Here is a 25,972-nt window from a genome sequence, read left to right as displayed (position 1 = left end):
GTTTGTCATGGAATTGAACGGCGCAGTCGTCCTCGTCACAGGAGCCAACCGCGGCATCGGTGCAGCATTCGTCGAGCAGCTCAAGGCGCGTGGAGTGGGCAAGATCTACGCCGCCGCTCGAAATGCCGACACAATCACCGCCGAGGGCGTCGTTCCGATCACGCTCGATGTGACCGACTCAGCCCAGATCGCGGCTGCTGTACACGTCGCCGACGACGTGCAGATCCTGATCAACAACGCAGGCATCTCCACCGGCACGGCCTTGGTTGCGGGAGATGAAGAGAACATCCGGCGCGAGATGGACACGAACTTCTACGGACCGCTGCTGATGACGCGTGCGTTCGCCCCGATCCTCCGCGCCAACGGCGGCGGGGCCATCCTCAACGTCGTCTCGGCCCTGTCGTGGTTCACGACGTCGGGAGTCGGCGCGTACGCGGCATCGAAGGCGGCGGCGTGGATGCTGACCGACAGCACGCGGCTCGAGCTCGCGTCACAGGGCACCCATGTGGTCGGAGTGCACATGGGCCTGGTCGACACTGACATGGCCAAGGGCGTGCCGGCGCCGAAGATCAGCCCGGCCGAGCTGGCGGCTGCCGGCCTCGACGCGATCGAGTCGGGTGCACAGGAGGTGCTGGGCGACGACTGGGCGACTTTCGTGAAGGCCGGACTCACGCTCGATCCAGCCGACCGATACGCGCAGATCGCCTCCGCGCTCGGCGCCGCATGAGGAGAGACCGCTCTCCCCGCTGACCGAACGGATGCGCTCGGCATCCGTTCACATGACGAAGGCCCGGTGCATGCACCGGGCCTTCGTCATCAATGTCAGAACTGCACGCGGGGAGGTTCGGAGATCGCTCCGCTGTCGGCCACCTCGAAGAACTCGCGTTCGGTGAAGCCGAGGCCCTTCGCGAACATGTTGTTCGGGAAGACCTTGATCTTCGTGTTGAGCTCGCGCACCCCGCCGTTGTAGAACCGGCGCGCGGCCTGGATCTTGTCTTCGGTGTCGACCAGCGCGGACTGCACCTGGAGGAAGTTCTGGCTCGCCTGCAGCTGCGGATACGCCTCGGCGACCGCGAACAGGCTGCGCAGAGCCTGCTGCAGATGCCCCTCGGCGATGCCTGCAGCACCCGGGCTGCCGGCGGACAGCGTCTCGGCGCGCGCACGGGTGACGTTCTCGAACACGGCCTTCTCATGAGAGGCATAGCCCTTGACCGTCTCGATGAGATTCGGGATGAGATCGGCCCGCCTCTTCAGCTGAACGGTGATACCGCTCCAGGCCTCATCGACGCGGACGTTGAGCTGCACGAGCGAGTTGTAGGTCGCCCAGAGATAGATTCCGATGAGCAGAACCAGACCGACGATGATCAGTACCGGTACGAGCCATTCCATCAGAGCCCCACCCTTCCTCGTGTTTCTCTCATCCTATCGACGCAGTCTGCGCGTCGACTGGGTACGCCGCGCTGGCGATCATGCGCCGAGGATGCGGTCGAGGTGGCGGTTGGCGAAGCGGCGCTCGGGGTCGAGCCGGTCTCGCAGAGCCGTGAAGTCGTCGAAGCGGGGGTATCTCTCACGCAGCTGCTCGGCCGAGAGCGTGTGCAGCTTGCCCCAATGCGGGCGTCCTCCGTACTCGAGCATGATCTGCTCGACGGCTTCGAAATAGACCGTCGGATCGTTCCGCCAGTATCGATGAACGGCGATATAGCCGGTCGAGCGGCCGTGAGCAGTCGACAGCCACCGGTCGTCCTCCTGCGCGAAGCGCACCTCGATCGGGAACTCGATGCGCCATCCGCGCTGGGCGATCAACGCCTGCACGGCACGGAAGGCGGGGACGACGTTCTCGACAGGAAGCGCGTACTCCATCTCGCGGAAGCGCACCGTGCGGCTCTGCGTGAGAACGCGATGCGACAGGTCTGTGTAGCGGCGATCGCCGGTGAGTCTGACCGCGAGGCGGCTGAAGGGCGGGGTGATCGCGGGCGCTCCCCGGCCCGCTGCGCACACGACGCGATAGACGCCGTTCGAGAGCAGAGTCTCATCGATCCACCTGCCGACGGCGGGCAGCGGTTCACGTCTCGCAGATTCGGGCAGCCGCGTCTGCCTCTTCGTGAGGGCGACCTCGGTATGAGGGAACCAGTAGAACTCGAAATGATCGGATGCCGCGACCCGCTCGTCGAGCGTGGCGAGCACATCGGCGAGAGGAGCCGGCTCGTCGATGGCCTGCATCACGAATGCAGGCACGCACTGCAGCGTGACCTCGACGACGATGCCCAGTGCGCCGAGGCCCAACGCGGCGGCCGGGAGCATCTCCGAGTTGCGCTCCTCATCGATGCGCAGGAACTCCCCCGCGGCGGTGATCATGGTGAGGCCGACCACCTGTGTCGACAGGCCTCCGAAGCGGGCGCCGGTGCCGTGCGTACCCGTCGAGATCGCGCCGGAGATGGACTGACGATCGATGTCTCCGAGATTCTGCATCGCCAGCCCGTAGGGCGCGAGCAGCGCGGGGATGCGGTGCAGCCGGGTGCCGGCCAGAAGGGTGACGCGCCCGGTCGCGGCATCCGCCGAGACGAGTCCCTGCATGTCGTCCAGCTCGAGCAGCACTCCGGGTGCCACCGCGATTCCGGTGAAGCTGTGGCCCGCGCCGACCGCCTTCACGGTCAGTCCCTGCGCGACGGCCGCTCGCACGGCGCGCTGCACACCCTCCGGTGTGCGCGGGCGTTCGACCCTCAGCGGCTTCACGGATGCCGACCGCCCCCAGTTCTGCCAGGTGCCGCCGATTCTCGTCACAGGAACGCCTTTCCCTCACCGCGATACGTCGGCAGTTCGTCGATGACCTCGTCTGCCGAGACGAGATGATAGTTGTCGATCCGCTCGGCTGCCTCGCCGCTCTTGGCGTGGCGGAACCAGACGCGGTCACCGACGCCGAGCCCGGTGGCTGCGCGGCCCTGGAGCGGTGTCTGCACCTCCCCAGCCGCCTCACGCGGCAGGGTCCGCAGACCCTCCGGCCACACGGGCAGAGGCTGACGAGAGGCGAGCGGGGGGCCGGATGCGATCCACCCGCCACCCAGCACCGTCGCGATGTCGTGGGTGGGACGTCGGACGACGTCGAAGGCGAACGCCGCTGCGGGCGCGGGCCTGAACGAGCGGTACCCGTCGAACAGATGCCCGCCCAGCAGGCCGCTTCCGGCACTCGCCTCCGTGAGCGACTCGTCGCTGCCCGTGAACTCGAGCGAACCGGTACCGCCGCCGTTGAGGAACTCGAGAGGTGCGATCGGAGCTGTCGCCGCGACGATCGCCGCCCTGCGGTCGCGGAGCTCGGAGCGGGACATCGCCTGCACCGCGCGGATGAGCGGTGCATCGGGGCCGGCGTTGTCACCCTGACCCGCGATCTGCGCGTCGTACATCTGCAGGCCGACGAGACGGAAGCCGGGACGCGAGACGATCCTGCGCGCGAAAGCGGCGACCTCGCCGGCGGAGAACAGACCGGAGCGGCGGACGCCGATGTGACCGAGCACCGGCGAACGGAGCGAGGCGTCGACGTCGATCGCGACCCTGATCTCGGGGCGGCTTCCCGGTGCGGCGACGCTGTCGATCAGGTCGAGATGCGCCACGTCATCGACCATCAGCGTGATGCGCTGGGCTGCCTGCTCGTCGGCGAACAGGCGCTCGAGGCTCGCCCGATCGACCGTGGGATAGCCGATCACGATGTCGTCGTGCGTCTCGGCGAGCCACAGCGCCTCTGCGAGAGTGAACGCGAGGATGCCCCGGAACCCCGGCAGCGCGAGCACCGCGTCGAGCACCGCGCGCACGCGGACCGACTTCGACGCCACACGGATCGGAAGCCCGCCCGAACGCACGAGAAGATCCATCGCGTTGTGCCGCAACGCCTCGCGATCGATCACGGCGACGGGCGCAGGAAGATGTCCGGTCGCGGCAGAGAGACGCGGCCAGTAGCGGGCGGGATCCTCCCACTCGGGTGCGACTGGAGTGGGGCTCATTTCATCAGTGAGGTCGAGCACTCCCCCACCCTATGACCTTCGGGTATCCGGTGTCGCCTCGCCTGGAACCGCGTCGCATCCGGCATCCGCTTGTAGGCTTGCGAGCGCGCCCCCGTAGCCCAATGGCAGAGGCAGGCGACTTAAAATCGCTTCAGTGTCGGTTCGAGTCCGACCGGGGGTACAGCGTCGTTCCGTCACCGCGGATCGGTGAGCCGGCGGGCGGGACGACGAACGCCCCGCTTCCTCTCGGAAACGGGGCGTTCGAGCGACAGCGGACTACTTCGCGGCTGCGGGCTCGGGCTTCTTCTCCTCGGCCTTCGCCGGTGCGTCTGCCTTGGGCGCCGCGGGAGCGGCATCCGCCGCCGGGCGCGGACGTGCGGCGAACTCCTCGAAGACGTAGCGCGGGTTCTGCACCGTCTGCAGGTTCACAAGGTCGCGGCCGAGCCACAGGTTGTTCCACCAGCCCCAGATGACGCGGAACTTGCGCTCCCAGGTCGGCATCGCGAGGCCGTGGTAACCCCGGTGGGCCACCCAGGCGACGAAGCCCTTGAGAGCGATCTTGCCCGACTGGAAGACGCCGTTGTAGAGACCGAGACCGGCCACCGCGCCCATGTTCTTGTGGAAGTACTCCTTGGGCTCCTCACCGCGCAGCACGGCGACGAGGTTCTTCGCGAGGAGCTTCGCCTGGCGAACGGCATGCTGCGCGTTCGGCACGCACATTCCACCGACGCCGCCGCCCGACAGGTCGGGAACGGCCGAGACATCGCCTGCGGCCCAGGCGCCCTCGACGAACTCGTCGGCCGTGCCGACGCGGAGGTCGGCGCGGGTCTGGATGCGACCGCGCTCCTCGACGGGGAGGTCTCCGCCGCGGACGACGGTCGGGTTCGCCATGACGCCGGCCGTCCAGACGATGAGGTCGGTCGGGATGACCTCGCCCGTGGAGAGTTCGACGTTGCCGTCGATCGCACCGGTGAGCTGCGTGTCGAGATGCACGTTGGCGCCGCGCTTGGCGAGATCCTTGAGGACCCACTCGCTGGTCTTCAGCGACACCTCGGGCATGATGCGGCCCATGGCCTCGATGAGGTGGAAGTGCGTGTCCTCGAAGGTCAGCTGCGGGTACTTCGACAGGAGCGAGGAGGCGAGAGAGCGCAGCTCGGCGAAGACCTCGATGCCGGCGAAGCCGCCGCCGACGACGATGACGGTCAGAAGACGGTCGCGCTCGGGCCCGGCGGGCACGGAGGCCGCCTTGTCGAAGTTCGACATCAGGCGGTCGCGGATCGCGACGGCCTCTTCGATCGTCTTGAGCCCGATCGCGTTGTCGGCGATGCCGGGGATCGGGAAGGTGCGCGACACCGCGCCGGCCGTGACGACGATGTGGTCGTACGCGAACTCGTACGACTCGCCGATCGGAGGCGTGATCGTGGCGACCTTGTTCGCGTGATCGATGCCCGTCACCTTCGCGGTGAGAACGTTGGTGCGCTTGAGGTGGCGACGGTGCGCCACCACCGAATGACGCGCCTCGATCGAGCCTGCGGCGACCTCGGGGAGGAACGGCTGGTACGTCATGTACGGCAGCGGGTCGACCATGGTCACTTCGGCTTCACCCTTGCGAAGGTGCTTCTCCAGCTTCCACGCGGTGTAGAAGCCTGCGTAGCCTCCACCGACGATCAGAATCTTGGGCACAGTGCTGTTCTGAGGCACAGGGGGACAACTCCTCGGAGTCAGGAATGTGGCGTGCGAGCGCGCGCCGATCGGATGCGCCGGGCAGCTGCGGTGACGCCAAGCGCTACCAGGATACCAGGGACTGTGAGCGCGATGAGCGGAAGGGTACCGTAACGCAGTGAATCGGCGCTGGGAAGGAGGGGCGAGGTGGCCTCGGCGGGGGCATCAGCAGCCGGGAGCGGCGGTATCGCGATCGGGGTCGCCGTGGGCTCGGGAAGCGGTTCGGTCTGCGCACGGCGGAACAGCCGAACCCATTCGGCGAGGTCGCCCATCGGATTCTTGTCGACCGAGGGCACGTCGGCGGTCACGGCGGCCTGGGCGTTCAGCAGACCGTAGCCGTACAGCGCGTCGGGCACCGCGGTCATGCCCGCCGCGGGCGTGGCCGTCTTGATGATGCGGTTGATGACGTTGGCCGCGGTCATGTCCGGGTGCGCGGAGCGGACGAGCGCCGCGACGCCTGCCACGATGGGCGCGGCGCCGCTGGTCCCGTTCCACGACGCAAGGGTGCCGTCGGCCGACATTCCGATGAGTCCCTCGCTGGGTGCGGACACGCCGATCGTGATCCCCTGCGTGGAGGCTTCAAGGCTCGCGACGCCGGTCTGATCGACTCCGCCGACCGTGAGGACGCCGGGGATCGTGGCGGGTGCGCCGATGATGTTGGTGCCGCTCCCCCGGTTGCCTGCAGCCACGACGACCACCACGTCGTGCTCGAAGGCGTAGAGGAACGCGTCGTCCCAGCTCTGATCCCAGTCCAGCGTGTTCGTCGTGAACGAGAGATTGATCACATCGGCGCCGTGGTCGACCGCCCAGCGCATGCCCTTGGCGATCTGCTCGGAGAACGGAACGGATGCTGCCGCGCCGAAGCCGACCGAGATCGACAGCAGCTTCGCCTCCGGCGCGACGCCGATCATCCCGGTTCCTTCCGCGGATCCCCGCGCGGCGGCGAGCGACGCCACCCACGAGCCGTGATTGCCGTCGATCGCGCCCAGCGGTGTCCGTCCATCGGAAGTACCGCTGCCCGACACGTCGGTGCCGTCGGCGACGGCGCCGTCGAAGGCCCCCGGGACCTTGGCGATGCCCGTGTCGATGACCGCGATCGTCGCGCCCTCGCCGCGCGTCGTCTGCCAGGCCTCGCGGATGTGCGCCGCGTCGAGCCAGTACTCGCTGGCCCGCACGGGATCAGTGAGGTCGTCGGGGACCGGGCCGGGTGTCGCCGCAGCGCCGGTGATCAGGACGGATGCCGCCACCGCCGCCACAGCGACGGCGGCGCGCAGCATCCGCCGCACGGTCATGCGTCCGGTGCCTCACGCAGCGCCGCACCCGGCTCCTCGCAGCGGCAGACAGCCGGCGACCAGGCCGAGCGAGCGAGCGCCGCGTCGCCGATCGGGTTCACACCCGGCCCTGCCGCCAGCGCATGACCGGCGAGGGCGTGCAGGCACTTCACGCGCGAGGGCATGCCGCCGGCCGAGATGCCGTCGATCTCGGGAACCTCGCCGAACTCGGCGCGGTCGCCGAGATAGGCGTGATGCGCGGCGAGATAGGCCGCGGCGATGTCCTCGTCGTCGGCGAGGAGCGCCGCCAGCTCCGGCATCACCTGAGTCGCCTCGAGAGTCGACATCGCTGCGGTCGCAGCCGGGTGCGTGAGGTAGTAGAACGTCGGGAACGGCGTGCCGTCGGGCAGACGAGGGGTGGTCGCGACCACGGTGGGGTTGCCGCACGCACAGCGCGCCGCGATGCCGACGACGCCGCGCGCGGGGCGCCCGAGCTGCGCGGAGACGACGGCGAGCTCGGCGGGAGTGGGGGCGGCGAAGGGCGGCGTGGTCACGGCTCCAGCGTACGGGAGGCTGCCGAGAGGATGCCCAGAGCGTTCCCGCTCGGGCGCGTCACTGCGCGGGGACGGCCGTCTGGCTGAGACCCGCGGCGGTGAGCGTTCGCAGCAACTGCGGCATCCAGTCGGCCGGCTTCTCTTCGAGGGTGTCGCTCACCGGCTCCTGCTCGCGTGGCAGAGCGGCAGGATCGAGGTCGTTGTCGACGAGGTACACGACCTCGCCGGGCTTGACGTAGTACAGCCGCTCGCGCGCTTGGGTCGTGATGTACGCAGGATCGTCCCACCGCTCGCGCTCCTTCTCGAGCGCCGCGATCTCGTCGTGCGAGACCAGGATCGACGCTTCGAGGGCGGCGATCTTCTGCCTCTGGTCGATGAACGTCCCCATCGTGGGCACGAGCACCCAGGCGCCGAGCACGACCAGCGACAGCATGATCACCGAGAAGGCGGACAGACGGATGCCCGAGGCCCACTCGCGCACATCGACGCTGCGCGTGGCCTGCCGGTCCCTGCGAGCGGCGGGCTTCGACGCGGGGGCCGGTGCACGGGGAGACGGAGAAGGGGGAGCCGGACGTCTCGCCATGGCTCCCCCTTCTTTCGTGCCGCTGGGTCAGCGGCCCTCGACGTGTTCAGTCAGCGCGTGCGCGTCAGCCGATCAGGCGCTGAAACGCGGGAAGGCTGAACGACCGGCGAAGACTGCCGCGTCGCCGAGCTCCTCCTCGATGCGCAGAAGCTGATTGTACTTCGCGACGCGCTCGGAGCGAGCAGGCGCACCCGTCTTGATCTGGCCCGCGTTCGTGGCGACGGCGAGGTCGGCGATCGTGGTGTCCTCGGTCTCGCCCGAACGGTGCGACAGCATCGCCGTGTAGCCCGAGCGCTGCGCGAGGCTGACGGCGTCGAACGTCTCGGTCAGGGTGCCGATCTGGTTGACCTTGACCAGCAGCGAGTTGGCGACACCGCGCTTGATGCCATCGGCCAGGCGCTGCGGGTTGGTGACGAACAGGTCGTCGCCGACGAGCTGCACCTTCGAACCGAGAGCCTCGGTGAGGAGCTTCCAGTTGTCCCAGTCGTCCTCGGCCAGCGCGTCCTCGATCGTGACGATCGGGAAGTCGTTGACCAGACCCTGGTAATACTCGATCAGCTCGGGGCCGGTCCAGTCCTTGTCGTCGAGACGGTAGACGCCGTCGTTGAAGAACTCGGTGGCGGCGACGTCGAGGCCGAGCGCGATGTCCTTGCCAGGCGTGAAGCCCGCCTTCTCGATCGCCTTGATGAGGAACTCGAGGCCCTCGCGGTTGCTGGGCAGGTCGGGGGCGAAGCCGCCCTCGTCGCCGAGGCCCGTGGCGTAGCCGGCGGCCTTCAGTTCGCTGCGCAGAACGTGGTAGGTCTCGACGCCCCAGCGCAGCGACTCGGAGTAGGACTCTGCGCCGATCGGCGCGAGGAAGAACTCCTGCATGTCGATGCCGTTGTCGGCGTGCTCGCCGCCGTTGATGACGTTGAACAGCGGCACGGGCAGCAGGTGTGCGTTGGGGCCGCCCAGGTAGCGGAACAGCGGCAGATCGGCCGAGTCGGCGGCGGCCTTGGCGACCGCGAGGCTGACGCCGAGGATCGCGTTCGCGCCGGTGCGCTGCTTGTTCTCGGTGCCGTCGGTCTCGTTGAGGATCTCGTCGACGATGCGCTGCTCGCTCGCCTCGACGCCCTCGATGGCCGGGCCGAGCTCGTCGATCACCGCGGAGACGGCCTTGAGGACGCCCTTGCCGCCGTAGCGGCTCTTGTCGCCGTCACGCAGTTCGTACGCCTCGAACGCGCCGGTGGATGCTCCGGAGGGGACGGCTGCTCGCTGGACGACGCCGTCGTCGAGGAGCACCTCCACCTCGACGGTCGGGTTACCGCGCGAGTCGAGAATCTCGCGTGCGCCTACAGCCTCGATCAGTGCCACAGAAGTGCTCCTTGTTCGGAAAAGTGTTGTGGTGGAGCGACGTCGATCCGTGGTCAGTCTAGCCCGTCGCGTCGGCGCGATTTCAGACGTGAACCGGCTCAGACGACGAGTGCGATGGCGACGCCGTCCCAGCCTTTGACGCCGACCGTCTGCAGCGCGGTGGCATCGAAGCGCGGGTCCTCTCCCAGCATCCGCAATCCGTCCCTGGTGCCGATCACCTTCGGGTCCGTCGAGTCCTCGCGCACGATCTCTCCCTCGCGGCCGATGTTGTCGAGCACGATCACGGTGCCCTGTCGACCGAGCCTGGCGGCCCAGTCCAGGTAGATCGTGTTCGACTCCTTGTCTGCGTCGATGAACACCAGGTCGAACGGCCCGTCCAGCGTCGGCAGCACGTCTGCACCGCGTCCGACGCGGATGTCGACGCGGTCGCCGACTCCTGCCGCGTCGATGCTCGCGCGAGCCACGGCCGCGTTGCCAGCCTCGGCCTCGACCGTGACGACACTCCCCTCCGGCCCCACGGCACGAGCGAGCCAGATGGTCGAATACCCGCCGAGCGTCCCGATCTCGAGCACCCGCCGAGCACCGCTCATCCGGGCGAGCACGCTCAGCAGCTTGCCGCCGACGGGCGCGACCTCGATCTCCGGCAGACCGGCCGCGCGCTGCGCATCCAGTGCCGCCTCGAGTCCTGGGTCATGGCCGACCAGCGTGTCGGCGAGGAAGACGTCGGCTGCGGCCCAGGCCGCGGGGGTGGAATCCATGTCCTCAGCCAACCCCGCGTCGCGGGTCGCGGTCAAGGGGCGGCGGGAGCCGGATGCGTGGGAGGGACTGCCGAGCCGGCGAGGTCCGGCTGTCGCCGGAGCTGACCCGTGAGGACGAGCACGACGACGACCACCGCGACCACGATCCACCCTGCGACACCGAGCGGGCCCGCGAGGGCGAGATCGGGCTGCGCAGCCGCGAACAGCACGATGAGCCCGCCCGCGGCATTCAGCGCACCGTGCGCGAGCACGGCCGGCCAGATCGACGCGGATCGCAGGCGCAGCCAGCCGAGCAGGATGCCCCACGCGACGCACCCTCCGATCATGAGCAGGACCCCGGTGACGTCGGTCCGTCCGAAGTTGTATCCGAGCAGGATCACCGGGCTGTGCCACACGCCCCAGATCGCACCGCTCAGAACGAGTGCGGGCCACGTTCCCATCGGCCGCAGCGCCGGAACGAGCCAGCCTCGCCATCCCAGCTCCTCACCGAAAGCGAGGATGCCGTTGAACAGGGCGCCGAGCGGAATCGTCGCCACCTGCGCGGCGACGACGATGCCGACGGGAGGCAGCGGCGTGCCAGGAGGCAGAGCTTTCTCGAGCTCTCGGGCGAAGCCGGAGAACGCGAAGTCGAGCTGCACGAATCCCAGAGCCGCTGCGAGCAGGATGCTGAGCGCGACGAGCAGTGGCGGCACGAGCCAGCCGATGACAAGCATCCATATGACGCGCTTCGCAGGGCGCAGCGGCCAGATGCCGAGGAAGCGCAACCGCTCTCCCCGGGGCACGGGGCGCAGCACGGCCATCACCAGCACGACCGCGACCGCCGGGGTGAACATCATAGCGGGGAGCAGAACACCCGCCAGCGGATTCCCCAGACCGCCATCCAGCCAGAGAGGCAGGGCGACGAGCCAGGCCAGTCCGAGGGCGAGGACGACGAAGGAGATGGTGGCGATCGGACGGATGCGGATGTTCATGAATCACCTCGGGTAGGGCCGTCGACGGCTCGGATGCGGAGGGCATCGAGGACCGCCGCGGCATCGGATGCGCCGTCGACCGTCACCACGAATACCCGCCCGTTGGTCTGCGTCACCTGCAGCGCTTCACCGGCGCGCAGCACGATCCCCCGGCGCCCATCGACGGCGAGCCGCCAGCCCCACCCTCCGAACTCGCGGAACGGGTCGAGCTGGACCACGTCGACCTGGGCGATGCGGTCCAGCGGTACGTGGTTGCTCGGCCATCCGAACAGCGAACGCGCCCGGAGTCCTTCGGAGTTCACTCGCACCCTGAAGACGATCATCGTGCCGGTCACGAGCGTCATGACCACAGTCAGGGCCGCGAGCATCCCCCACTCTCCCCTGCCGCTCGCCGCGACGAACACCGTGGTGATCACCAGCACGGCGAGCGCCACGACGAGCACGATCACGCCCGAACGGGCCATCGTCGCCGTGCCGAACCAGACGACGCGCTCACTCGATCCGAGCGGGATGCTCGGATCGAGAGGCTCCGGCTCCGCGGACACCAGAGGACTCTGCGGCTGCAGGAACCAGCCGAGCACCGCGGCCGCGATGAGCAGACCGAAGCCGAGCGCGACCCAGCCGCCGATATCCGGTGCATCCGCAGCATCGGCGAGTCCGCGCTGGATACCCGCTCCTGCCAGCGCGATGACGGCGATCATCACCGCGACGCCGAAGTTCACCGCACCGAGGAATCGCGCCGTCGACGACCAGGGGCCGATCGTCGAGCTGCTGTTCTGCGGGAAGCGGTGTGCGGTCAACGCCAGAGCCGCATCCAGCACGACCACGGCCGCGCCGATGCCGACCGTGACGACGACGTACACCCATTTCGGCGAGAAGCCGTCGACGCCGTCGGTCCCCCAATGCGTGGCGATGGGATCAGGAAGAACCGGCATCCACGCGATGATGGTCGCCGCGGCGAGGATCAGGATTCCGAGTGGAGCGATCACACCCACCCAGAGAAAGGCAGTACGCGAGCGGCGGGCGTCGTCGTTCATGGTGCAGTCTCCTTCACGAGAGCAGCGAGGGTGGTTGCGGAGACTCCCAGCTGGGCGGCGCGGGCCACGAGTGCGTGGATCTCCTGTGCGAGGTCGGTCAATGCCGCGGCCGATGCCGAGACGACGGCGCCTCTGCCGCGCCGCAGATCGACGAGCCCTTCGTCCCGCAGCTGCTGATATGCGCGCAGGACCGTGTGCACGTTGATATCGAGAGCGGAAGCGACTTCGCGGGCGGTCGGAAGTCGATCGCCCTGGACCACACGCCCGCTCACGATGTCCGCGCGGATGGAAGCGGCGACCTGGTCGAAGATCGCCGTGGGGCTGTCAGCGTCGATCCGAATGAGCATGTCACCTCCACTAGTTATAGATCAACTATAACAATTGTGGGATCCCTGCAGTGATTTTGCCGAGAATCGTCGCCACCCTCACACTGACCCCATGCGCATCACTCCTCGCCGCCTCGCCATGGGCATGAGCCTGTGGATCCCCAACCTCTTCAGCGGAATCCGCATCCGACGTTTCAGCGAGGACTGGACCCACGCCACCGTCGAGCTGCACGTGAACGTGTTCACCCGCAACTACGTCAAGACCGCATTCGGCGGCTCGATGTCCGCCATGACCGACCCCTACTTCTTCATGCTCGTCATGCATCAGCTCGGTCGCGACTACGTGGTGTGGGACACCCGCGGCGAGATCGAGTTCGTGAAGCCGGGCCGAGGTGTGCTGACGGCCGACTTCGAGGTGTCGCGAGAGCGAGCCGAGGAGATCCGCGAACGGGCGAAAGGCGGAGCGAAAGTGCTCGAGTGGTTCGACACCGTGATCACCGACCGCGACGGCGACATCGTGGCGAAGGTGCGACGCGAGGTGTACATCCGCGAGAAGAAGCGGGTCACCGCGACCCGTTCCTGATCGGTCAGAAGGCGCCGGATACCTTCGGCCGCGTGGATCCCCTCGGGATCAGCGTCGGTGCGAGCGCCACGGTCTCGTGCGAGGTCGCGGCTCCGGAGACGAGTCCGAGCACGAGTTCGAGGGCGGCCCGGCCGCTCTCCTCGAACGGCTGCCGCACGGTCGTCAGATCGAGAGCTGCGGCGACCTCGCCGTCGTCGTAGCCGACGACGGCGAGATGCTCGCGCTCGGGCCTCCCCCGCTGCCCTGCCAGGATCGCGGCGGCGAACTGGTCGTGGTTCGCGGCTATCGCCGTCGCTCCGGCTTCCGCCGCTGCACGGAACACCCGCTCGTCGATCGCCTCCGGGCTGCTCACGGCGATGCCGGTGACCGCGACGTGCTGCTCGATGCCGCGGATGCGGAGCATGCCGGCGGACACATAGGCCGGGGAGCGCTGCGGCTCGTGCACGAACAGCACTCGGCGGTGACCGAGCCCTGCCAGATGACGGCCGATCTGCGAGCCTCCGTCGAGGTCGTCCACGAGTACCACCGGTCCCCCGACGTCGGCTCGTGCGGGCACGACATCGACGTACACGACGGGGATGCGCGCCGCACGGCTCGCGCGCCGGGCTGCGCCGCCCAGCGGCACGCCCATGACCACGAGGCCCGCGACATCGGTGCGTGTCGGCAGCACATCGAGCAGTGGCTCGTCGGCCGCTGCAGCGGAGTCCAGGTCGTAGGGGATGATGTCGACCGCGGCATCCCGCGCCCGCCGCAGCATCCCGGAGAGCCGACGAAGATACGAGGGGTAGCTCGTGAAGGGCGCGGCGACCGCGATCCGCGCGGCGCCCACGCGCCGCCCAGCGGTCATCCGGTATCCGAGTGCCGTGGCCGCCTCGACGATGCGCTCTCTGGTCTCAGGGCGCACCCGATGCGGGGCGCTCACGGCCAGCGACACGGTCGAGATGCTCACGCCGGCGCGCGCCGCGACGTCGTAGATGGTGACCCGCCCAGGGCGTGCTCGCATACGCCGACCTCCGCGCTTCATCGAAGTTCTTCGATTGCTCAGACTAGTGCGCAGTCCATCGAAGGAGATGCCCGATGCCGAGAACGTCCCGGTTCCGCCGCCCGATGCTCGACAGCACTGTCGCCGCGCACGAGAAGCGGATGGCTCCTCTGCTCGCGCCCGAACCGGCCGATCCCGCCGGCCGTCGACGGGTCGCTCAGGAGAACGACGCCGCCGTGTCGGCCGCGCTGGGAATCGAATCACCGGCGACTGCGTCGGAGGTCCGCACCGTCGCCGTCGACGGACACCCCGACGTGCGCGTCCGCATCTACTGGCCTGGTGACGAGCCGGCGTCATCGGATGCCGGGCTTCCGATCCTCGTGTATTTCTACGGGGGCGGTTTCACGATCGCGGGGATCGACTGGGTCTCGTGGGACGCTCGGTTTCGCGAGCGCGCGCGGGATGCCGGCGTCATCATCGTGGCCGCCGACTACGCGCACGCTCCGGAGAATCGATACCCCGTGCAGCCCGAGCAGTGCTGGAGCGCATTCGAGTGGACCGTCGAGCACGCCGAGGAGATCGGCGGACGACGCGACCGGGTCGCGGTGGGCGGCGCCTCATCCGGTGGCGACCTGGCTGCCGCCGTCACGCTCATGAACCGCGATCGGGCGCGGCATCCGATCGCCCTGCAGCTCTTGGAGAACCCTGCTCTCGACCTCACCATCGGGCATGCCGATATGCGCGGAATCAGTGCAGGCATGCCGGGGGTGATCGTGCGAAAAGCAGGACGGTCGCTGGTGCGGCAGTACCTCGGTGACGACATGTCCAAGGCGCGGCATCCCTACGCCTCGCCGCTGCTCGCCCCCTCGCACGAGGGTCTGCCGCCTGCGCTGATCATCACCTCCGAGCTGGATCCGCTGCGCGGAGACGGAGAGGCCTATGCGCGCGCTCTCTCGGCGTCGGGGGTGCCGGTCACGGCCCTGCGATTCATCGGGCAGACGCACGGCTCCCTCGGGTCCACCGGCTTCGTACCGGCGGCCGACGTCGCGCATCGCCTCATCGTCAGCGAACTCCGTGCGCTCCATCAGGCGGGTGCGGAATGAGCGATCTCCCTCCCCTCAGCTCCCCTGTGCTCGACTGGATCCGCCGCGCCGAGGAGCTCTCCGAGTCCCTCCCCGGCACCGGATCCGCCGACGTCGTCGCACGACGTCGGGCTGCACGCGAGCTGAGCGATCGGCTCGCCCTGGAGTTCACCGACCCCGCACCGGCCGGGGTGGATGTCGACGAACTCCATCTGGCCGGCGGAGACGACCCTCGCCGCGCGCGCCGATTCCGCTCGTCCGGTGCAGTCGGCCCGCAGCCCACCATGCTCTGGCTGCACGGCGGCGGCTGGATCGGCGGGACGATCGACGAGATCGTCAACGAGCGCATCTGCGCCGACCGCGCCCTCCGCTCGGGCGTGCAGATCATCTCCCTGGAGTACCGACTCGCGCCGGAGCATCCGTTCCCCGCGGCCGTCGACGACGCCGTCGCCGCACTGGCCGACCTGCGGGCCCGTGCCGACGAGATCGGCGTCGACATCGCCGCTCTGGGGATCGGGGGAAACTCCGCCGGCGCCACCATCGCGGCGTCCGCCGCCCTGCGCGAGCGCGATGCGGATCGCCCGCTGATCCACCAGGCTCTGGAAGTGCTGCCGGCCGCGCTGCGACCGGCAGGCGAATCCTTCGACCGATACCGGCGCGCCTCGGGGATGATCGGCGCCGAGCATCTCGCCGACGTCTACCGCGCCGGCGCGTCCCTGTCCGCGGCGTCGCCGCTCGACGCTCCCGACCATCGCGGCCTGGCGCCCGCCCTCATCTTCGCCGCGGAATTCGACCCGCTCCGTGACGGCGCCGTGGCCTACGCACGGGCGCTCGAAGCGGCGGGCGTCCCCGTAGTCCTGCACATCGGTGAGGGGCACGTGCACGGTTCCCCCGGCATCACCACCTGGCAGGGCGCGCGCGACTGGCACGACCTCTTCGCAGCCGAACTCACCGCCGCCTACGCGGTCGCGGCGGCAGACCCGATCACCACCCGAACCGTCTGGAGACGATGATGTCCACCCATGCTGTCGATCCCGTGTTCCCCTCCCCTCCTGTGCCCCCGCTCGCCGAGGACGCGATCCCCGGCGAGCGCCAGAGCTGGTGGTTCTGGGTCGCCTTCGCGCTCACGTGGTTCGCGACCGGCATCGCGCAGGGCGTCGCCGGCGTCGCCGTGCCGCAGTTGCTGAAGGAGTGGGATCCCGAGCAGGCGACCGGCAACCTCAGCATCGTGCTGACCGTCGGCGGGGCGGCGATACTCATCACCACGCCGATCTTCGGGCGGCTCAGCGACCGCTCGATGTCGCGACTCGGCATCCGTCGGCCGTGGATCCTCTACGGCGTGCTCGTCGCCGCGGCCGGCTACGTCGTTCAGGCTTTCGCCCGCGATCTGCTCATGCTGGGCGCCGGCGTGATCCTCGTGCTGATCGGCTGGGGAGCCGTATCGATGACCGTGCACACGCTCTTCGCCGACCAGATCCGCCGGCGCATCCGCGCGATCATGTCCGCCGTCACAGGGGCCGCGACGACGCTCGGGATCCTCGGCGGTGTCGCGCTCGCCGGAAACGTCGCAGGCACAGGTCAGGCAGGCATGTTCCTGATCCCCGGCGGGCTGTCGGTGCTCCTCGCGATCACGCTGTTCTTCTCCTTGCGCGACCTTCATCGCACGCAGCCCGCACCGCCCCTCGACTGGCGCGCCGTGCGGGAGACCTTCTGGCTGAGCCCGCGGCGGTACCCCGACTTCGCGTGGGCCTGGACGTGCCGATTCTTCATGACGGCCTCGATCGTCTCGGTGACGAGCTACCTGTACCTCACGATCTCCAGCCGCTTCGGCATCGACGATCCGGTAGAGATCGCCGGCATCCAGACGCAGGCGACCGCCGCGTTCACGGTGATGAATCTCGTGATGGCGTTCGTGTTCGGAGTGGTCTCCGACCGCACGGGCCGCCGCAAGCCGACCGTCGTGATCGGCGCGCTGACGAGCGCCGCCGGGCTCGTCTTCGCCGTCGCTTTCGGCGACATCGCGTTCTTCCTCATCGGCATCGCCATCGTCGGCGCCGGCCAGGGTGCGTACATCGCCGCCGACGTCGCCCTGATGACCGAGTGCCTGCCATCGACCGAAGACGCGGGCAAGGATCTCGGCATCGTCGCGCTCGCCTACCTGCTCCCCGGTATCCTCGTGCCCGTGTTCGGCTTCTTCGTGACCCGCATCGACTCGCCCACGGGCGAGAACTTCGTCGCCCTCTACGTCGGCGCGGTCGTGATGGCCCTCCTCGCCGCCTTCGCCGTCACCCGGGTCAAGGCGGTGCGATGAGCGACCGCATCCGGATGCCGCGGGCAGCACGCGCGGAGTACCGACGTCTTCAGGCCGCCCCCGACATGCCGCCTGCCACTCACCACGGAGTGCACAGGGAGCAAGGGATCCCGGTGATCGCCGACGACGGCGCCGAGCTCCTCACCGATCATTGGTGGGCGGACGGCGCCGGTGACAGCACCCTGCTCGTGCGCACACCGTACGGGAGGGACGGCGCCGCCGGCGTCGCGCGCTTCATCGCCGAGCGCGGACACCACGTCGTCGTCCAGAGCTGCCGTGGCACCTTCGGGTCTGGTGGCCGGTTCCGTCCGCTGCACGACGAAGCCGCCGACGGCCAGACGACGCTGCGCTGGCTGCGGGTCCAGCCCTGGGCGACTGGCCGCGTGCACTCCTGGGGCGGCAGCTACTTCGGGGTGACGCAGTGGGCGTACTGCGACGGCGAGCTGCGCCCGGATGCCATGGGCATCGCCATCTCCGCCCGCCGCTTCGACGACGCGATCCTCTACCCCGGCGGCGGATTCTCGATCGACACACCGCTCACCTGGGCCTATGCGCTGGGCATCCAGGAACGCCCGCTCCCGGCACGGCTGTGGGCCCTGCTGAGAGCGAGGCGTGCGCTGATCCGTGGATCGCTCGCGATCCCGCCTTCGGAGGCTGTTCCGACGGCCCTCGGCGAGGACCCCGACTTCTTCCGGGACTGGGTCGAGCACAGCGATTCCGGAGATCCCTGGTGGCAGCCGATGCACTTCGCGTCCGATCCGAGAACGGTGCCTCCGGTGACGTTGATGGCCGGGTGGCAGGATCTGTTCCTCGTGGGCCAGCTGCACGACCATGCAGCGCTGCGCGACGCCGGAGTGCCGGTGCGGCTGGTGGTGGGCGACTGGATCCACGGCGCCCCGGAGACGACGGTGATCGGCGTGCGGGAGGCGCTGCACGAGTTCGCGGGCACTCTGGTCACGGCGGATGTGCGCGTCGAGGTCAGCGGTGGCGGCGGTTGGCGGGACCTGCCCGCCTGGCCGCCGGAGAGCCGGCGGCAGGAGCAAGAGCTCACGCTCGCGGGCGGCCTCGTGCCGCGCGACGCGACGCAGACCTCGGGGACGCTCGGCTATCGCTATGACCCGGCCGACCCCACGCCGGACGCCGGTGGACGCACCTTGAACCCGTTCGGCGCCGGGCGCCGCGACCAGCGCCGCCGTGAGAACCGCGACGACGTGCTCGTCTTCACGGGCGAGCCCCTGGCTTATCCACTGCTGGTGATGGGCGACCCCTCGATCGAGCTGACGATGTCTTCGACGAACCCGCGCGCCGACGTCTTCGTCCGCGTGTGCGAGGTCGATCCGAAAGGGCGATCGACCGCGATCACCGACGGCTATCTCCGGCTCGCTCCCGACGCGGCCGCCGGGGAGCTGCGCCGCATCAAGCTTCCGCTCGCCCCTCTCGCGCACCGGTTCGCCGCCGGCAGCCGCCTGCGGGTGCAGGTGTCGTCGGGGGCTCATCCCCTGCATCTGCGCAACCCCGGGACCGCTGACCCCGTGCGCGATCTCTCGCGTCTCGTACCCAGCGACCAGATCCTTGCGCTCGGCGGCGACACACCGGCGGTGCTCTCGCTTCCGGCGGCGCCGTGACGACACTCGCCGTTCACCGAGGCGTGGCACGATGACAGGATGCCGCTCGCTCGCCGTCTGACGCTTCGGGATGCCGTGGCCATCGGCCTCGGTTCCATGATCGGCGCCGGCGTCTTCTCGGTGTGGGGACCCGCGATCTCGGTCACCGGAGACGGCCTGCTCGTCGCCCTCCTGATCGCGGGTGTCGTCGCCTTCTGCAATGCGACGGCGTCCGCTCAGCTCGCCGCCGCGCATCCCGTGGCGGGGGGCACCTACGCCTACGCCCGCGCCGAGATCGGCCCGTGGTGGGGGTTCGTTGCCGGCTGGTGCTTCGTGATCGGCAAGATCGCGAGCTGCGCGGCCATGGCGATGACCTTCGCCGCCTATGCGGCGCCGGCCGGATGGCAGGTGCCCGTGGCCGTCACGGCCGTCGCGGCCCTGTGCGCGGTGAACTGCTTCGGCGTCACTCGCACAGCGCAGGTCACGCGCATCCTCGTGGTCGTGTCGCTGATCGGGCTCGCGATCGTCGTGGCCGCCGGTTTCTCGGCGGCCCCGGCGGCGACGCCCGCCCCTCTGCCCGACGCGACGGCGTACGGGGTTCTGCAGGGCGCAGGGCTCCTGTTCTTCGCGTTCGCCGGGTACGCCCGCATCGCGACGATGGGCGAAGAGGTCGCCGATCCCGCTCGCACGATCCCGCGGGCGATCGTGCTGGCCCTCGGCGGCGCTGTGTCGGTCTATGTGCTCGTCGCAGTCGTGACGCTGCTTGTGCTCGGGGCCGATGCCGCGTCGAGCACGGCGCCGCTCGCCGATGTCGTCCACCGGGCAGGCTGGTCGTGGCTCTCACCCGCGGTGCGGATCGCTGCCGCCACCGCTTCGCTCGGCGCCTTGCTCGCACTGCTCACCGGCATCGGTCGCACGACACTCGCCATGGCGAGGGAAGCCGATCTGCCGCGGTTCCTGGCGAAGGTCGATGACCGCTGGCAGGTGCCGCGGCGGGCGGAACTCGTCATCGCGACGATCGTGATCGGAATCGTGCTCGTCGCCGACCTGCGCGGGGCGATCGGTTTCTCGTCCTTCGGCGTGCTGCTGTACTACCTGATCGCGAATGCCTCCGCGTTCCGCCAGAGAGCGGACGTCCGACGTTATCCGCGATGGCTGCAGGTCGCCGGCGCGCTCGGCTGCCTGCTGCTGGTGAGCACCCTGCCCGTCGTCGCGTCGCTGGTCGGCACGGGCGTCGTGCTGGTCGGCGTCGGATATCGGATGCTGCGCCTTCGCCTCGCACGTCGCTGACGCGATCGCTTCGTAGGGACGATTCTCTTCTGTCGGGAGGATGCCGGCCCAAAAGCGGCGCGTCGCGGACCCGCTCCCGACGAGCTGAACGTCAGCGGCGCGCGTCAGCCCGATACGCGCTCGGGGCGATCCCGAGCACGGCGCGGAAATCCCTCGTGAGGTGTGCGTGATCGGCGTATCCGAACTCGGCCGCGAGGGTCGCGAGATCGACTCCCGGGTCCGCACGCAGCTGCTGGGCGGCATCCTGCAACCGACGCCTGCGGATCATCGCCGCGGGCGAGAGCCCCACGTGACGGTGCGCGAGGCGCTGCAGCGTGCGCACCGACACCGCCAGTCGCAGCGCCGCCTCCTCGACGCTCGACGCAGCGTCATCGCCGAGGAGCACGTCGACGAGCGCGTTCGCCTGGCGGGCCGCGGCATCCAGCGGCCCGACGCGCTCGGCGATCCAGCGTGAGAAAGCCGCCACCGCGCGTTCCCGATGTCCCTCCCCCGATCTCATCGCCGACGTCACCGACGTGAGCAGCTCGGGCTCGTCGAGCATCCGCTCCTCGTCGACCACCGCGACGGGATCGTCGATCAGCGCTGCGACCGCGGCTGGGCGCAGCAGAGCGCCCACCGCCCAGCCCGTGCCGCGGAGATCACGATGAGTCGCACGCGTCGTCGCGCCCGACAGGGTCACGGCGTCGGGCTCGACGACGAGGTTGAGCGCCGGATAGCCCACGATCTCCTGACGCGACGAGCGACCCGGCTCGATGTCCCACTCGGGGATCCAGAACCACACGACGACTTCGCCCGCGGCTCCGGTCGCAGGCAGCCGATGGAACTCGGGCAGCCTCGCAGGGTAGAGCACTCCGCGCGTGGGATTCACCATCGCACCAGCGTACGATCCCTCGCCGACCGCGCCCGAGTGAAGCTGTCGCAGATGTTCAAGCCCGCGGCAACCGCTTCTTCCTAGCCTGGATCCATGACGAACCACACCACGGCCGGCGTGACCGGCGAGCACACCACTGACGGCCGTCCGCACCGCGCGACCTCGCTCACCCCCTTCCTCGCGATCCCCGGAGCCAAGGAGGCGATCGAGTTCTACCGCGACGTCTTCGGCGCTCGGGTGGTCGACGTGACCGAGTTCGGCGGCGTCGTCGCGCATGCCGACCTCGACTTCGGCACGGGGCTGCTGCAGCTCGGCGAGCCGAACCCGGAGTACCACCTCGTGCCCGCGCCCGGTGGGGAGGACGACTGCTACTCGATGGGACTGTACGTGTCCGATGTCGATGCCGTCGTCGAGCGCGCGGTCGCTGCGGGAGCCACGGTGCGCGAGGCCCCGTCCGACTTCGTCTCGGGCGACCGGTTCGCGAGCATCCGCGACCCGTTCGGGGTGCGGTGGTCGATCATGACGCGCGTCGAGGACCTCTCCGAAGAGGAGAGCGCCCGACGCGTCGCCGAGTGGGCCGCATCGTTCAGCGCACCGGAGTGACCTTGCCCGCAGCGCGGCAGACCGCGGGGAGCAGCGCCTCGGCGGTGCGACGGTAGCCGAGCGCGCTCGGGTGGAACAGGTCGAGGCTGAACATCTCCTCCGGAGCGTCGAAGAACATCGGGCCGACAGCGCGACGCAGGTCGACCGGTTCGGCGCCCGCCCGCACCGCGGTCTCCGCCTGAACCTCGGCGAGCCGACGCGACATGCTCGCGGCGAGCCGCCGCAGCGGCTGCGGGACGGCACGGAGGGCGCCGAGATCCGGGCACGTGCCGACGACGACCTCGGCGCCCACCGCGAGCAGCCGTCCGATCGTCTTCTCCAGGTGCTGTGCCGACGCCGCGACCGGGATCCGGTGCGTCACGTCGTTGCCGCCGACCACGATCACGGCGACGTGCGGCCGGTAGCCGGCGGGGAGCGCATCGATCTGCGAGCCGAGATCGGGCGACTCCGCGCCGACGACCGCGCCTGTGGTGAGCCGCACAGGACGCTGGAGCCGTACGGCGAGAGCCTTGGACAGCCGCCCGCCGAGCGTCTGCTTGCGCGTCTGGGCGCCCAGACCGGCCGCGAGGGAGTCGCCGAGCAGCAGCAGCTCGATCGGCTCCCCGTCGAGCTTGCGCCTCCACAGGCGGTCTGCGTCGACGGACTCCTCTCCGAGCGGTTTGCCGATGCGGCGACGGGCGATCGCCGCCTGACGGGAGAGGAGAAGGCGGATGCCGACGACGGATGCCGCGAGGAGGAGACCGACGGCGAGGAGAGGGCGGAGGCGTCGCACTCTCCGATTCGACCCCGACGCCGTGAACGTCCGGTGAACGGCCCCGGCTCCGTCGATGAGCGGCCCGTCCTGGTCGTTGAAGCGGCCCGGACCCGGTCGTTGAGCGAGGGAGCGCAGCGACCGAGCGGCGGCTCAGCTCAAGGGCTTGAGCTCCAGGTCAGTCGATCCGGCACCGACGGTCGCGAAGGCCGTGTATCCGTCGGCGGCGGAACGCTCGAGCAGCGCCTTCAGGTTCTTGGTACGGCGCTCGAGGCGTACCCGCGCTCCGTCGGCGATCAGGCGGGCCTTGTGCGCGACGAGTTCGGCGACCGGCACATCGGCGTCGTGGATCAGCACGACAGCCCGGGGCGCAGCATCCGTGTCCGACGTCACGAGATCGACCAGTCGCTCGAAGCCGAGCGAGAACCCGACGGCGGGGACCTGCTGTCCCAGGAACCGTCCGATCATGCCGTCGTATCGCCCGCCACCGCCGAGCGAGTAGTCGACCGAGGGGTGCGCGAGCTCCATGATCGTCCCGGTGTAGTACCCCATGCCTCGAACGAGGAACGGGTCGAAGACGAGCGGGATGTCTGCACGGCCGGTGCCCGCAGCGACGGCCTCGCCGATGCCGACCAGGTGCGCCACGACCTCGTCGGGCGCGTTCTCGGGCAGCGCCTTGCGGATCTGCCGCTCGCCGAACGGGTTGAACTCCATGGTCTGCGGGCGACGGAGGAACGCCTCGAACGCGTCGACGGCAGCGTTCGAACTGGGTCCCTGAGCCTGCCGAAGGGCGCGTTCGCGGAGCTCAGCGGCGACCCCGTCCGGACCGATCTTGTCGAGTTTGTCGATCGTGATGAGCACGCCCGGCCGCTCGTCCAACGTGAAGCCGAAGCTCTCCAACATCCAATCCAGAGCCCTGCGATCGTTGATGCGGACGGTCGATCCCTCCAGACCGAGCGCGTCCAGCGCGTCGAGTGAGGCGACCATGAGTTCGGCCTCGGCGCGCGACGAATCGTCGCCGATGACGTCGATATCGCACTGCACGAACTGGCGGTAGCGGCCCTTCTGCGGGCGCTCTGCGCGCCACACCGGGCCGATCTGGATGGAGCGGAAGACGCCCGGCAGCTGACCGCGGTTGCTCGCGTAGAAACGGGCGAGCGGCACGGTCAGGTCGTAGCGGAGTCCGAGGTCGGCGAGCGCTGCGGGGTCTGCGGCGGCTTCGCGGATCGCCTCGGCGTCGAGTCCGCGGCGCAGCACGTTGTAGGCGAGCTTCTCGTTGTCGCCCCCGATCCCGGCGTGCAGGCGCGAGTACTCCTCGAGAGCCGGCGTCTCGATCTCGTCGAATCCGTGCGAGCGGTAGCGCTCGCGGATCACGGAGAGGACGCGCTCACGGCGCGTCTTGTCGGCGGGGAGGATGTCACGCATGCCACGGGGCGGGTTCACGGTAGCCACGCGACCATCTTTCCAGGTCGGAGCTCAACTCTCCGCCGCGCGCACCTGATCTTCCATCTCACGAAGCCGCTCGCGCAGAGCCCGCTCCGCGTCCCAGCCGTTCTCCCTCGCACTCGCCACGAGGGCCAGGAGCGCATCTCCGAGCTCGGATTCCGAGGCCGGCGCCTCTGTGGTCGGAGCGACAGACACGTCCACCCCTGCAGCGCGACCGAGCATCTTCTGGGCGAGGGCGAGGGCGGGCATCCCGCGCGGGATGCCATCGAGAGCGCTGCGGCGCGTGCGCTTCTCGGCGGCCTTGGCGGCGTTCCAGTGCACGAGCACCTCATCGGGGGTGCGAGCGACCGCGTCGGCGAAGACATGGGGATGCCGTCGCACCATCTTCTCGTTCAGCCCCCGCGCGACATCGTCGATGTCGAAGGGATGATCGGGATCCTGCGCGGCGATCGCGGAGTGGAAGAGCACCTGCCAGAGCAGGTCCCCGAGCTCCTCCTGCAGGTCGGCGCGCGAGCCGTTCTCGACCGCGTCGATCACCTCGTGCGATTCCTCGATCAGATACGGGACGAGGTCGCGATGCGTGATCTGCTGGGACCACACGCACGTCTCACGCACCGCTCGCATCGTCTCCGCGACCTGACGCAGCGGATCCTCCGGCGCTTCGGTCGCGGCGTCTCCCTCCGACGTGCTCATGATGTCGCAGCCGCTGCACGCCGGTACCACGCGGCTCGCAGCGAGACGAAGAAGCCGGCGAGCACGAGAGCGATGAGCGAGCCGATCAGCACCCCGAGGATCGCCTGATCGCGTACCCCGGCATCTCCGGCGAACGCGAGGTTCGCGAGCAGCAGCGACACCGTGAAGCCGATGCCTCCGAGAGTGCCTGCAGCGACGATGTCGGCGAACGGCAGGGCGGGCGGGGCACCGCGCGGACGGATGCGCATCGCGACCCAGCCGAACAGCGAGATGCCGATCACCTTGCCGACGGGAAGCGCGACGACGATGCCCCAGAACGCCGGCGACAGTTCGCTCGGCGCGACCGCCGGGATCACGACGAACGCGGCGACGAAGGCGAACAACGGCAGGATCAGGCCGTTCACCGTGGGCTCGAGAGCGTGCCGCACGCGCGCCGCGGGCACGGGAGCCATCACCAGCCCCAGCAGCACCCCGGCGATGGTCGCGTGGATGCCGGAGGCCGCGACGAGTCCCCAGGCGAGCAACCCGACGACGACCATGAGCACGGCCACGGCCGGGTGTCCGTGGCGGTGCAGCATCCGACTGAGCACCCAGAACACGGCGACAGCGACGACGGCGATACCGAGCAGGAGCCACTGCACGTCGTGCGCGAACAGCACGGCGATGAAGACGATGCCGATGATGTCGTCGAGGATCGCGAGAGCGAGCAGGAACACTCGAACCGTGGACGGCAGCCCGCGTCCGAACATCGCGAGCACGCCGAGGGCGAAGGCGATGTCGGTCGCAGTGGGGATCGGCCAGCCCGACGCCGTGCCGCTGTCGGCCCCCGCGAACAGCAGGTAGACGGCGATCGGCACGAGCACGCCTCCGGCGGCCGCGATCGCCGGCTGGATGGCCTTGCTCGCCGAGTCGAGCTCGCCGTGCGTGAGTTCGTGCCGCAGCTCGATGGCGACGACGAGGAAGAACACCGCCAGCAGTCCGTCCGACACCCAGTGCGCGACCGACAGATCGAGCGCGGTGCCGGGTACGGCGATGTGGAAGTCGAGGATCGCAGCAATCGCGTCATGCGTCGCCAGGTTCGCGAGCAGAAGCCCGAGCCCCGCTGCCAGCAGCAGGAGGACGGCGGGGAACTGCTGGCCACGGAGGTGTTTCGCCGAGATTCGCATCGTGTCCATCGTACGCAGCCGGG

Annotated in this window: 26 protein-coding genes and 1 tRNA gene; 9 read left to right on the top strand and 18 right to left on the bottom strand. The window is 69.5% G+C overall.

The window, feature by feature from the left end; all coding sequences use genetic code 11:
• The first annotated feature begins 7 nt into the window (after positions 1-7).
• The gene (locus ACI3KT_RS14245; RefSeq protein WP_404905008.1) at positions 8-727 is read left to right on the top strand and encodes an SDR family oxidoreductase; all 720 of its coding nucleotides are present in this window, start codon (positions 8-10) and stop codon (positions 725-727) included.
• A 95-nt stretch (positions 728-822) separates the two neighbouring features.
• Here the strand turns inward: ACI3KT_RS14245 and ACI3KT_RS14240 are convergent, their stop codons facing one another.
• From ACI3KT_RS14240 to ACI3KT_RS14230, 3 genes are all read right to left on the bottom strand, one after another.
• Positions 823-1,389: a LemA family protein gene (locus ACI3KT_RS14240; protein ID WP_292910784.1), complete on the bottom strand. Its 567-nt coding sequence runs from the start codon at positions 1,387-1,389 to the stop codon at positions 823-825.
• A gap of 78 nt (positions 1,390-1,467) precedes the next feature.
• Positions 1,468-2,781, bottom strand: coding sequence for a D-arabinono-1,4-lactone oxidase (locus tag ACI3KT_RS14235; protein WP_404905005.1), 1,314 nt, complete (start codon positions 2,779-2,781; stop codon positions 1,468-1,470).
• Positions 2,778-3,992 (bottom strand): alanine racemase, encoded by a 1,215-nt coding sequence (locus tag ACI3KT_RS14230; protein ID WP_404905003.1) that lies wholly within the window; start codon positions 3,990-3,992, stop codon positions 2,778-2,780. Before ACI3KT_RS14230 ends, ACI3KT_RS14235 begins: the two co-directional genes overlap by 4 nt.
• Positions 3,993-4,100: 108 nt before the next feature.
• Here ACI3KT_RS14230 and ACI3KT_RS14225 point away from each other — a divergent pair.
• Positions 4,101-4,173 (top strand) — tRNA-Leu (locus ACI3KT_RS14225).
• A 95-nt stretch (positions 4,174-4,268) separates the two neighbouring features.
• Here the strand turns inward: ACI3KT_RS14225 and ACI3KT_RS14220 are convergent.
• From ACI3KT_RS14220 to ACI3KT_RS14180, 9 genes are all read right to left on the bottom strand, one after another.
• Positions 4,269-5,675, bottom strand: coding sequence for an NAD(P)/FAD-dependent oxidoreductase (locus tag ACI3KT_RS14220; RefSeq protein WP_307295555.1), 1,407 nt, complete (start codon positions 5,673-5,675; stop codon positions 4,269-4,271).
• A gap of 38 nt (positions 5,676-5,713) precedes the next feature.
• The gene (locus ACI3KT_RS14215; RefSeq protein WP_404905000.1) at positions 5,714-7,006 is read right to left on the bottom strand and encodes a S8 family serine peptidase; all 1,293 of its coding nucleotides are present in this window, start codon (positions 7,004-7,006) and stop codon (positions 5,714-5,716) included.
• Positions 7,003-7,539 carry a DUF501 domain-containing protein gene (locus tag ACI3KT_RS14210; RefSeq protein ID WP_292904327.1) on the bottom strand — a complete coding sequence of 179 codons (537 nt, stop codon included), beginning with the start codon at positions 7,537-7,539 and terminating at the stop codon, positions 7,003-7,005. Before ACI3KT_RS14210 ends, ACI3KT_RS14215 begins: the two co-directional genes overlap by 4 nt.
• A 58-nt stretch (positions 7,540-7,597) precedes the next feature.
• A complete protein-coding gene (locus ACI3KT_RS14205) occupies positions 7,598-8,122 on the bottom strand; it encodes a septum formation initiator family protein (protein ID WP_404904997.1) in 525 nt (174 codons plus the stop codon).
• A gap of 72 nt (positions 8,123-8,194) precedes the next feature.
• Positions 8,195-9,475, bottom strand: coding sequence for a phosphopyruvate hydratase (gene eno / locus ACI3KT_RS14200; RefSeq protein ID WP_292904331.1), 1,281 nt, complete (start codon positions 9,473-9,475; stop codon positions 8,195-8,197).
• Positions 9,476-9,573: 98 nt separating this feature from the next.
• Positions 9,574-10,233 carry an O-methyltransferase gene (locus ACI3KT_RS14195; RefSeq protein WP_404904995.1) on the bottom strand — a complete coding sequence of 220 codons (660 nt, stop codon included), beginning with the start codon at positions 10,231-10,233 and terminating at the stop codon, positions 9,574-9,576.
• Positions 10,234-10,265: 32 nt separating this feature from the next.
• Entirely contained in the window at positions 10,266-11,204 is a 939-nt protein-coding gene (locus tag ACI3KT_RS14190; protein WP_404904992.1) for a CPBP family intramembrane glutamic endopeptidase, read from the bottom strand.
• Positions 11,201-12,241: a DUF1648 domain-containing protein gene (locus tag ACI3KT_RS14185; protein WP_404904990.1), complete on the bottom strand. Its 1,041-nt coding sequence runs from the start codon at positions 12,239-12,241 to the stop codon at positions 11,201-11,203. The genes ACI3KT_RS14190 and ACI3KT_RS14185 overlap by 4 nt, the downstream gene beginning before the upstream one ends.
• Positions 12,238-12,588 (bottom strand): GntR family transcriptional regulator, encoded by a 351-nt coding sequence (locus ACI3KT_RS14180; protein ID WP_292904339.1) that lies wholly within the window; start codon positions 12,586-12,588, stop codon positions 12,238-12,240. The genes ACI3KT_RS14185 and ACI3KT_RS14180 overlap by 4 nt, the downstream gene beginning before the upstream one ends.
• Before the next feature lie 91 nt (positions 12,589-12,679).
• Between ACI3KT_RS14180 and ACI3KT_RS14175 the strand changes: the two genes are divergently transcribed.
• A complete protein-coding gene (locus ACI3KT_RS14175; RefSeq protein ID WP_404904987.1) occupies positions 12,680-13,150 on the top strand; it encodes a PaaI family thioesterase in 471 nt (156 codons plus the stop codon).
• Positions 13,151-13,154: 4 nt separating this feature from the next.
• Here ACI3KT_RS14175 and ACI3KT_RS14170 read toward each other — a convergent pair whose 3' ends face one another.
• On the bottom strand, positions 13,155-14,153 hold the full coding sequence (locus ACI3KT_RS14170) for a LacI family DNA-binding transcriptional regulator (RefSeq protein WP_404904986.1): 999 nt from the start codon (positions 14,151-14,153) through the stop codon (positions 13,155-13,157).
• Positions 14,154-14,227: 74 nt separating this feature from the next.
• Between ACI3KT_RS14170 and ACI3KT_RS14165 the strand changes: the two genes are divergently transcribed.
• Genes ACI3KT_RS14165 through ACI3KT_RS14145 form a run of 5 tightly spaced genes read left to right on the top strand, consistent with a single transcriptional unit; the run spans position 14,228 to position 20,419 of the window.
• Positions 14,228-15,235 (top strand): alpha/beta hydrolase, encoded by a 1,008-nt coding sequence (locus ACI3KT_RS14165; protein WP_404904983.1) that lies wholly within the window; start codon positions 14,228-14,230, stop codon positions 15,233-15,235.
• Positions 15,232-16,227 carry an alpha/beta hydrolase fold domain-containing protein gene (locus tag ACI3KT_RS14160; RefSeq protein WP_404904982.1) on the top strand — a complete coding sequence of 332 codons (996 nt, stop codon included), beginning with the start codon at positions 15,232-15,234 and terminating at the stop codon, positions 16,225-16,227. Before ACI3KT_RS14165 ends, ACI3KT_RS14160 begins: the two co-directional genes overlap by 4 nt.
• Positions 16,224-17,525 carry an MFS transporter gene (locus tag ACI3KT_RS14155; RefSeq protein ID WP_404904980.1) on the top strand — a complete coding sequence of 434 codons (1,302 nt, stop codon included), beginning with the start codon at positions 16,224-16,226 and terminating at the stop codon, positions 17,523-17,525. Before ACI3KT_RS14160 ends, ACI3KT_RS14155 begins: the two co-directional genes overlap by 4 nt.
• Entirely contained in the window at positions 17,522-19,150 is a 1,629-nt protein-coding gene (locus tag ACI3KT_RS14150; protein WP_404904977.1) for a CocE/NonD family hydrolase, read from the top strand. The genes ACI3KT_RS14155 and ACI3KT_RS14150 overlap by 4 nt, the downstream gene beginning before the upstream one ends.
• Before the next feature lie 39 nt (positions 19,151-19,189).
• A complete protein-coding gene (locus ACI3KT_RS14145) occupies positions 19,190-20,419 on the top strand; it encodes an APC family permease (protein ID WP_404904975.1) in 1,230 nt (409 codons plus the stop codon).
• Positions 20,420-20,510: 91 nt separating this feature from the next.
• On the opposite strand, the gene ACI3KT_RS14140 is transcribed toward ACI3KT_RS14145, so the two are convergent.
• Complete coding sequence (locus ACI3KT_RS14140; protein WP_307295535.1) at positions 20,511-21,290, bottom strand: helix-turn-helix domain-containing protein; 780 nt, start codon at positions 21,288-21,290, stop codon at positions 20,511-20,513.
• Between the two features lie 93 nt (positions 21,291-21,383).
• On the opposite strand from ACI3KT_RS14140, the gene ACI3KT_RS14135 reads away from it, so the two are divergent.
• Positions 21,384-21,893, top strand: coding sequence for a VOC family protein (locus ACI3KT_RS14135; protein WP_404904973.1), 510 nt, complete (start codon positions 21,384-21,386; stop codon positions 21,891-21,893).
• On the opposite strand, the gene ACI3KT_RS14130 is transcribed toward ACI3KT_RS14135, so the two are convergent.
• The 4 genes from ACI3KT_RS14130 to nhaA form a co-directional block, all read right to left on the bottom strand.
• Entirely contained in the window at positions 21,877-22,665 is a 789-nt protein-coding gene (locus ACI3KT_RS14130; RefSeq protein ID WP_404904972.1) for an SGNH/GDSL hydrolase family protein, read from the bottom strand. The genes ACI3KT_RS14135 and ACI3KT_RS14130 overlap by 17 nt on opposite strands.
• 132 nt (positions 22,666-22,797) lie before the next feature.
• Entirely contained in the window at positions 22,798-24,069 is a 1,272-nt protein-coding gene (gene hisS, locus ACI3KT_RS14125; protein ID WP_404905172.1) for a histidine--tRNA ligase, read from the bottom strand.
• Between the two features lie 51 nt (positions 24,070-24,120).
• Positions 24,121-24,783 carry a MazG family protein gene (locus ACI3KT_RS14120; protein ID WP_404904971.1) on the bottom strand — a complete coding sequence of 221 codons (663 nt, stop codon included), beginning with the start codon at positions 24,781-24,783 and terminating at the stop codon, positions 24,121-24,123.
• Positions 24,780-25,958: a Na+/H+ antiporter NhaA gene (gene nhaA / locus ACI3KT_RS14115; RefSeq protein ID WP_404904969.1), complete on the bottom strand. Its 1,179-nt coding sequence runs from the start codon at positions 25,956-25,958 to the stop codon at positions 24,780-24,782. Before nhaA ends, ACI3KT_RS14120 begins: the two co-directional genes overlap by 4 nt.
• Between the last annotated feature and the right edge of the window lie 14 nt (positions 25,959-25,972).

This window comes from Microbacterium sp. ZW T6_19 (genome assembly GCF_044987465.1).
Classification (GTDB): Bacteria; Actinomycetota; Actinomycetes; order Actinomycetales; family Microbacteriaceae; genus Microbacterium; species Microbacterium natoriense_A.
Note: the sequence above shows the minus strand (reverse complement) of the source record. Positions and strands in the feature narration are given on the sequence as shown.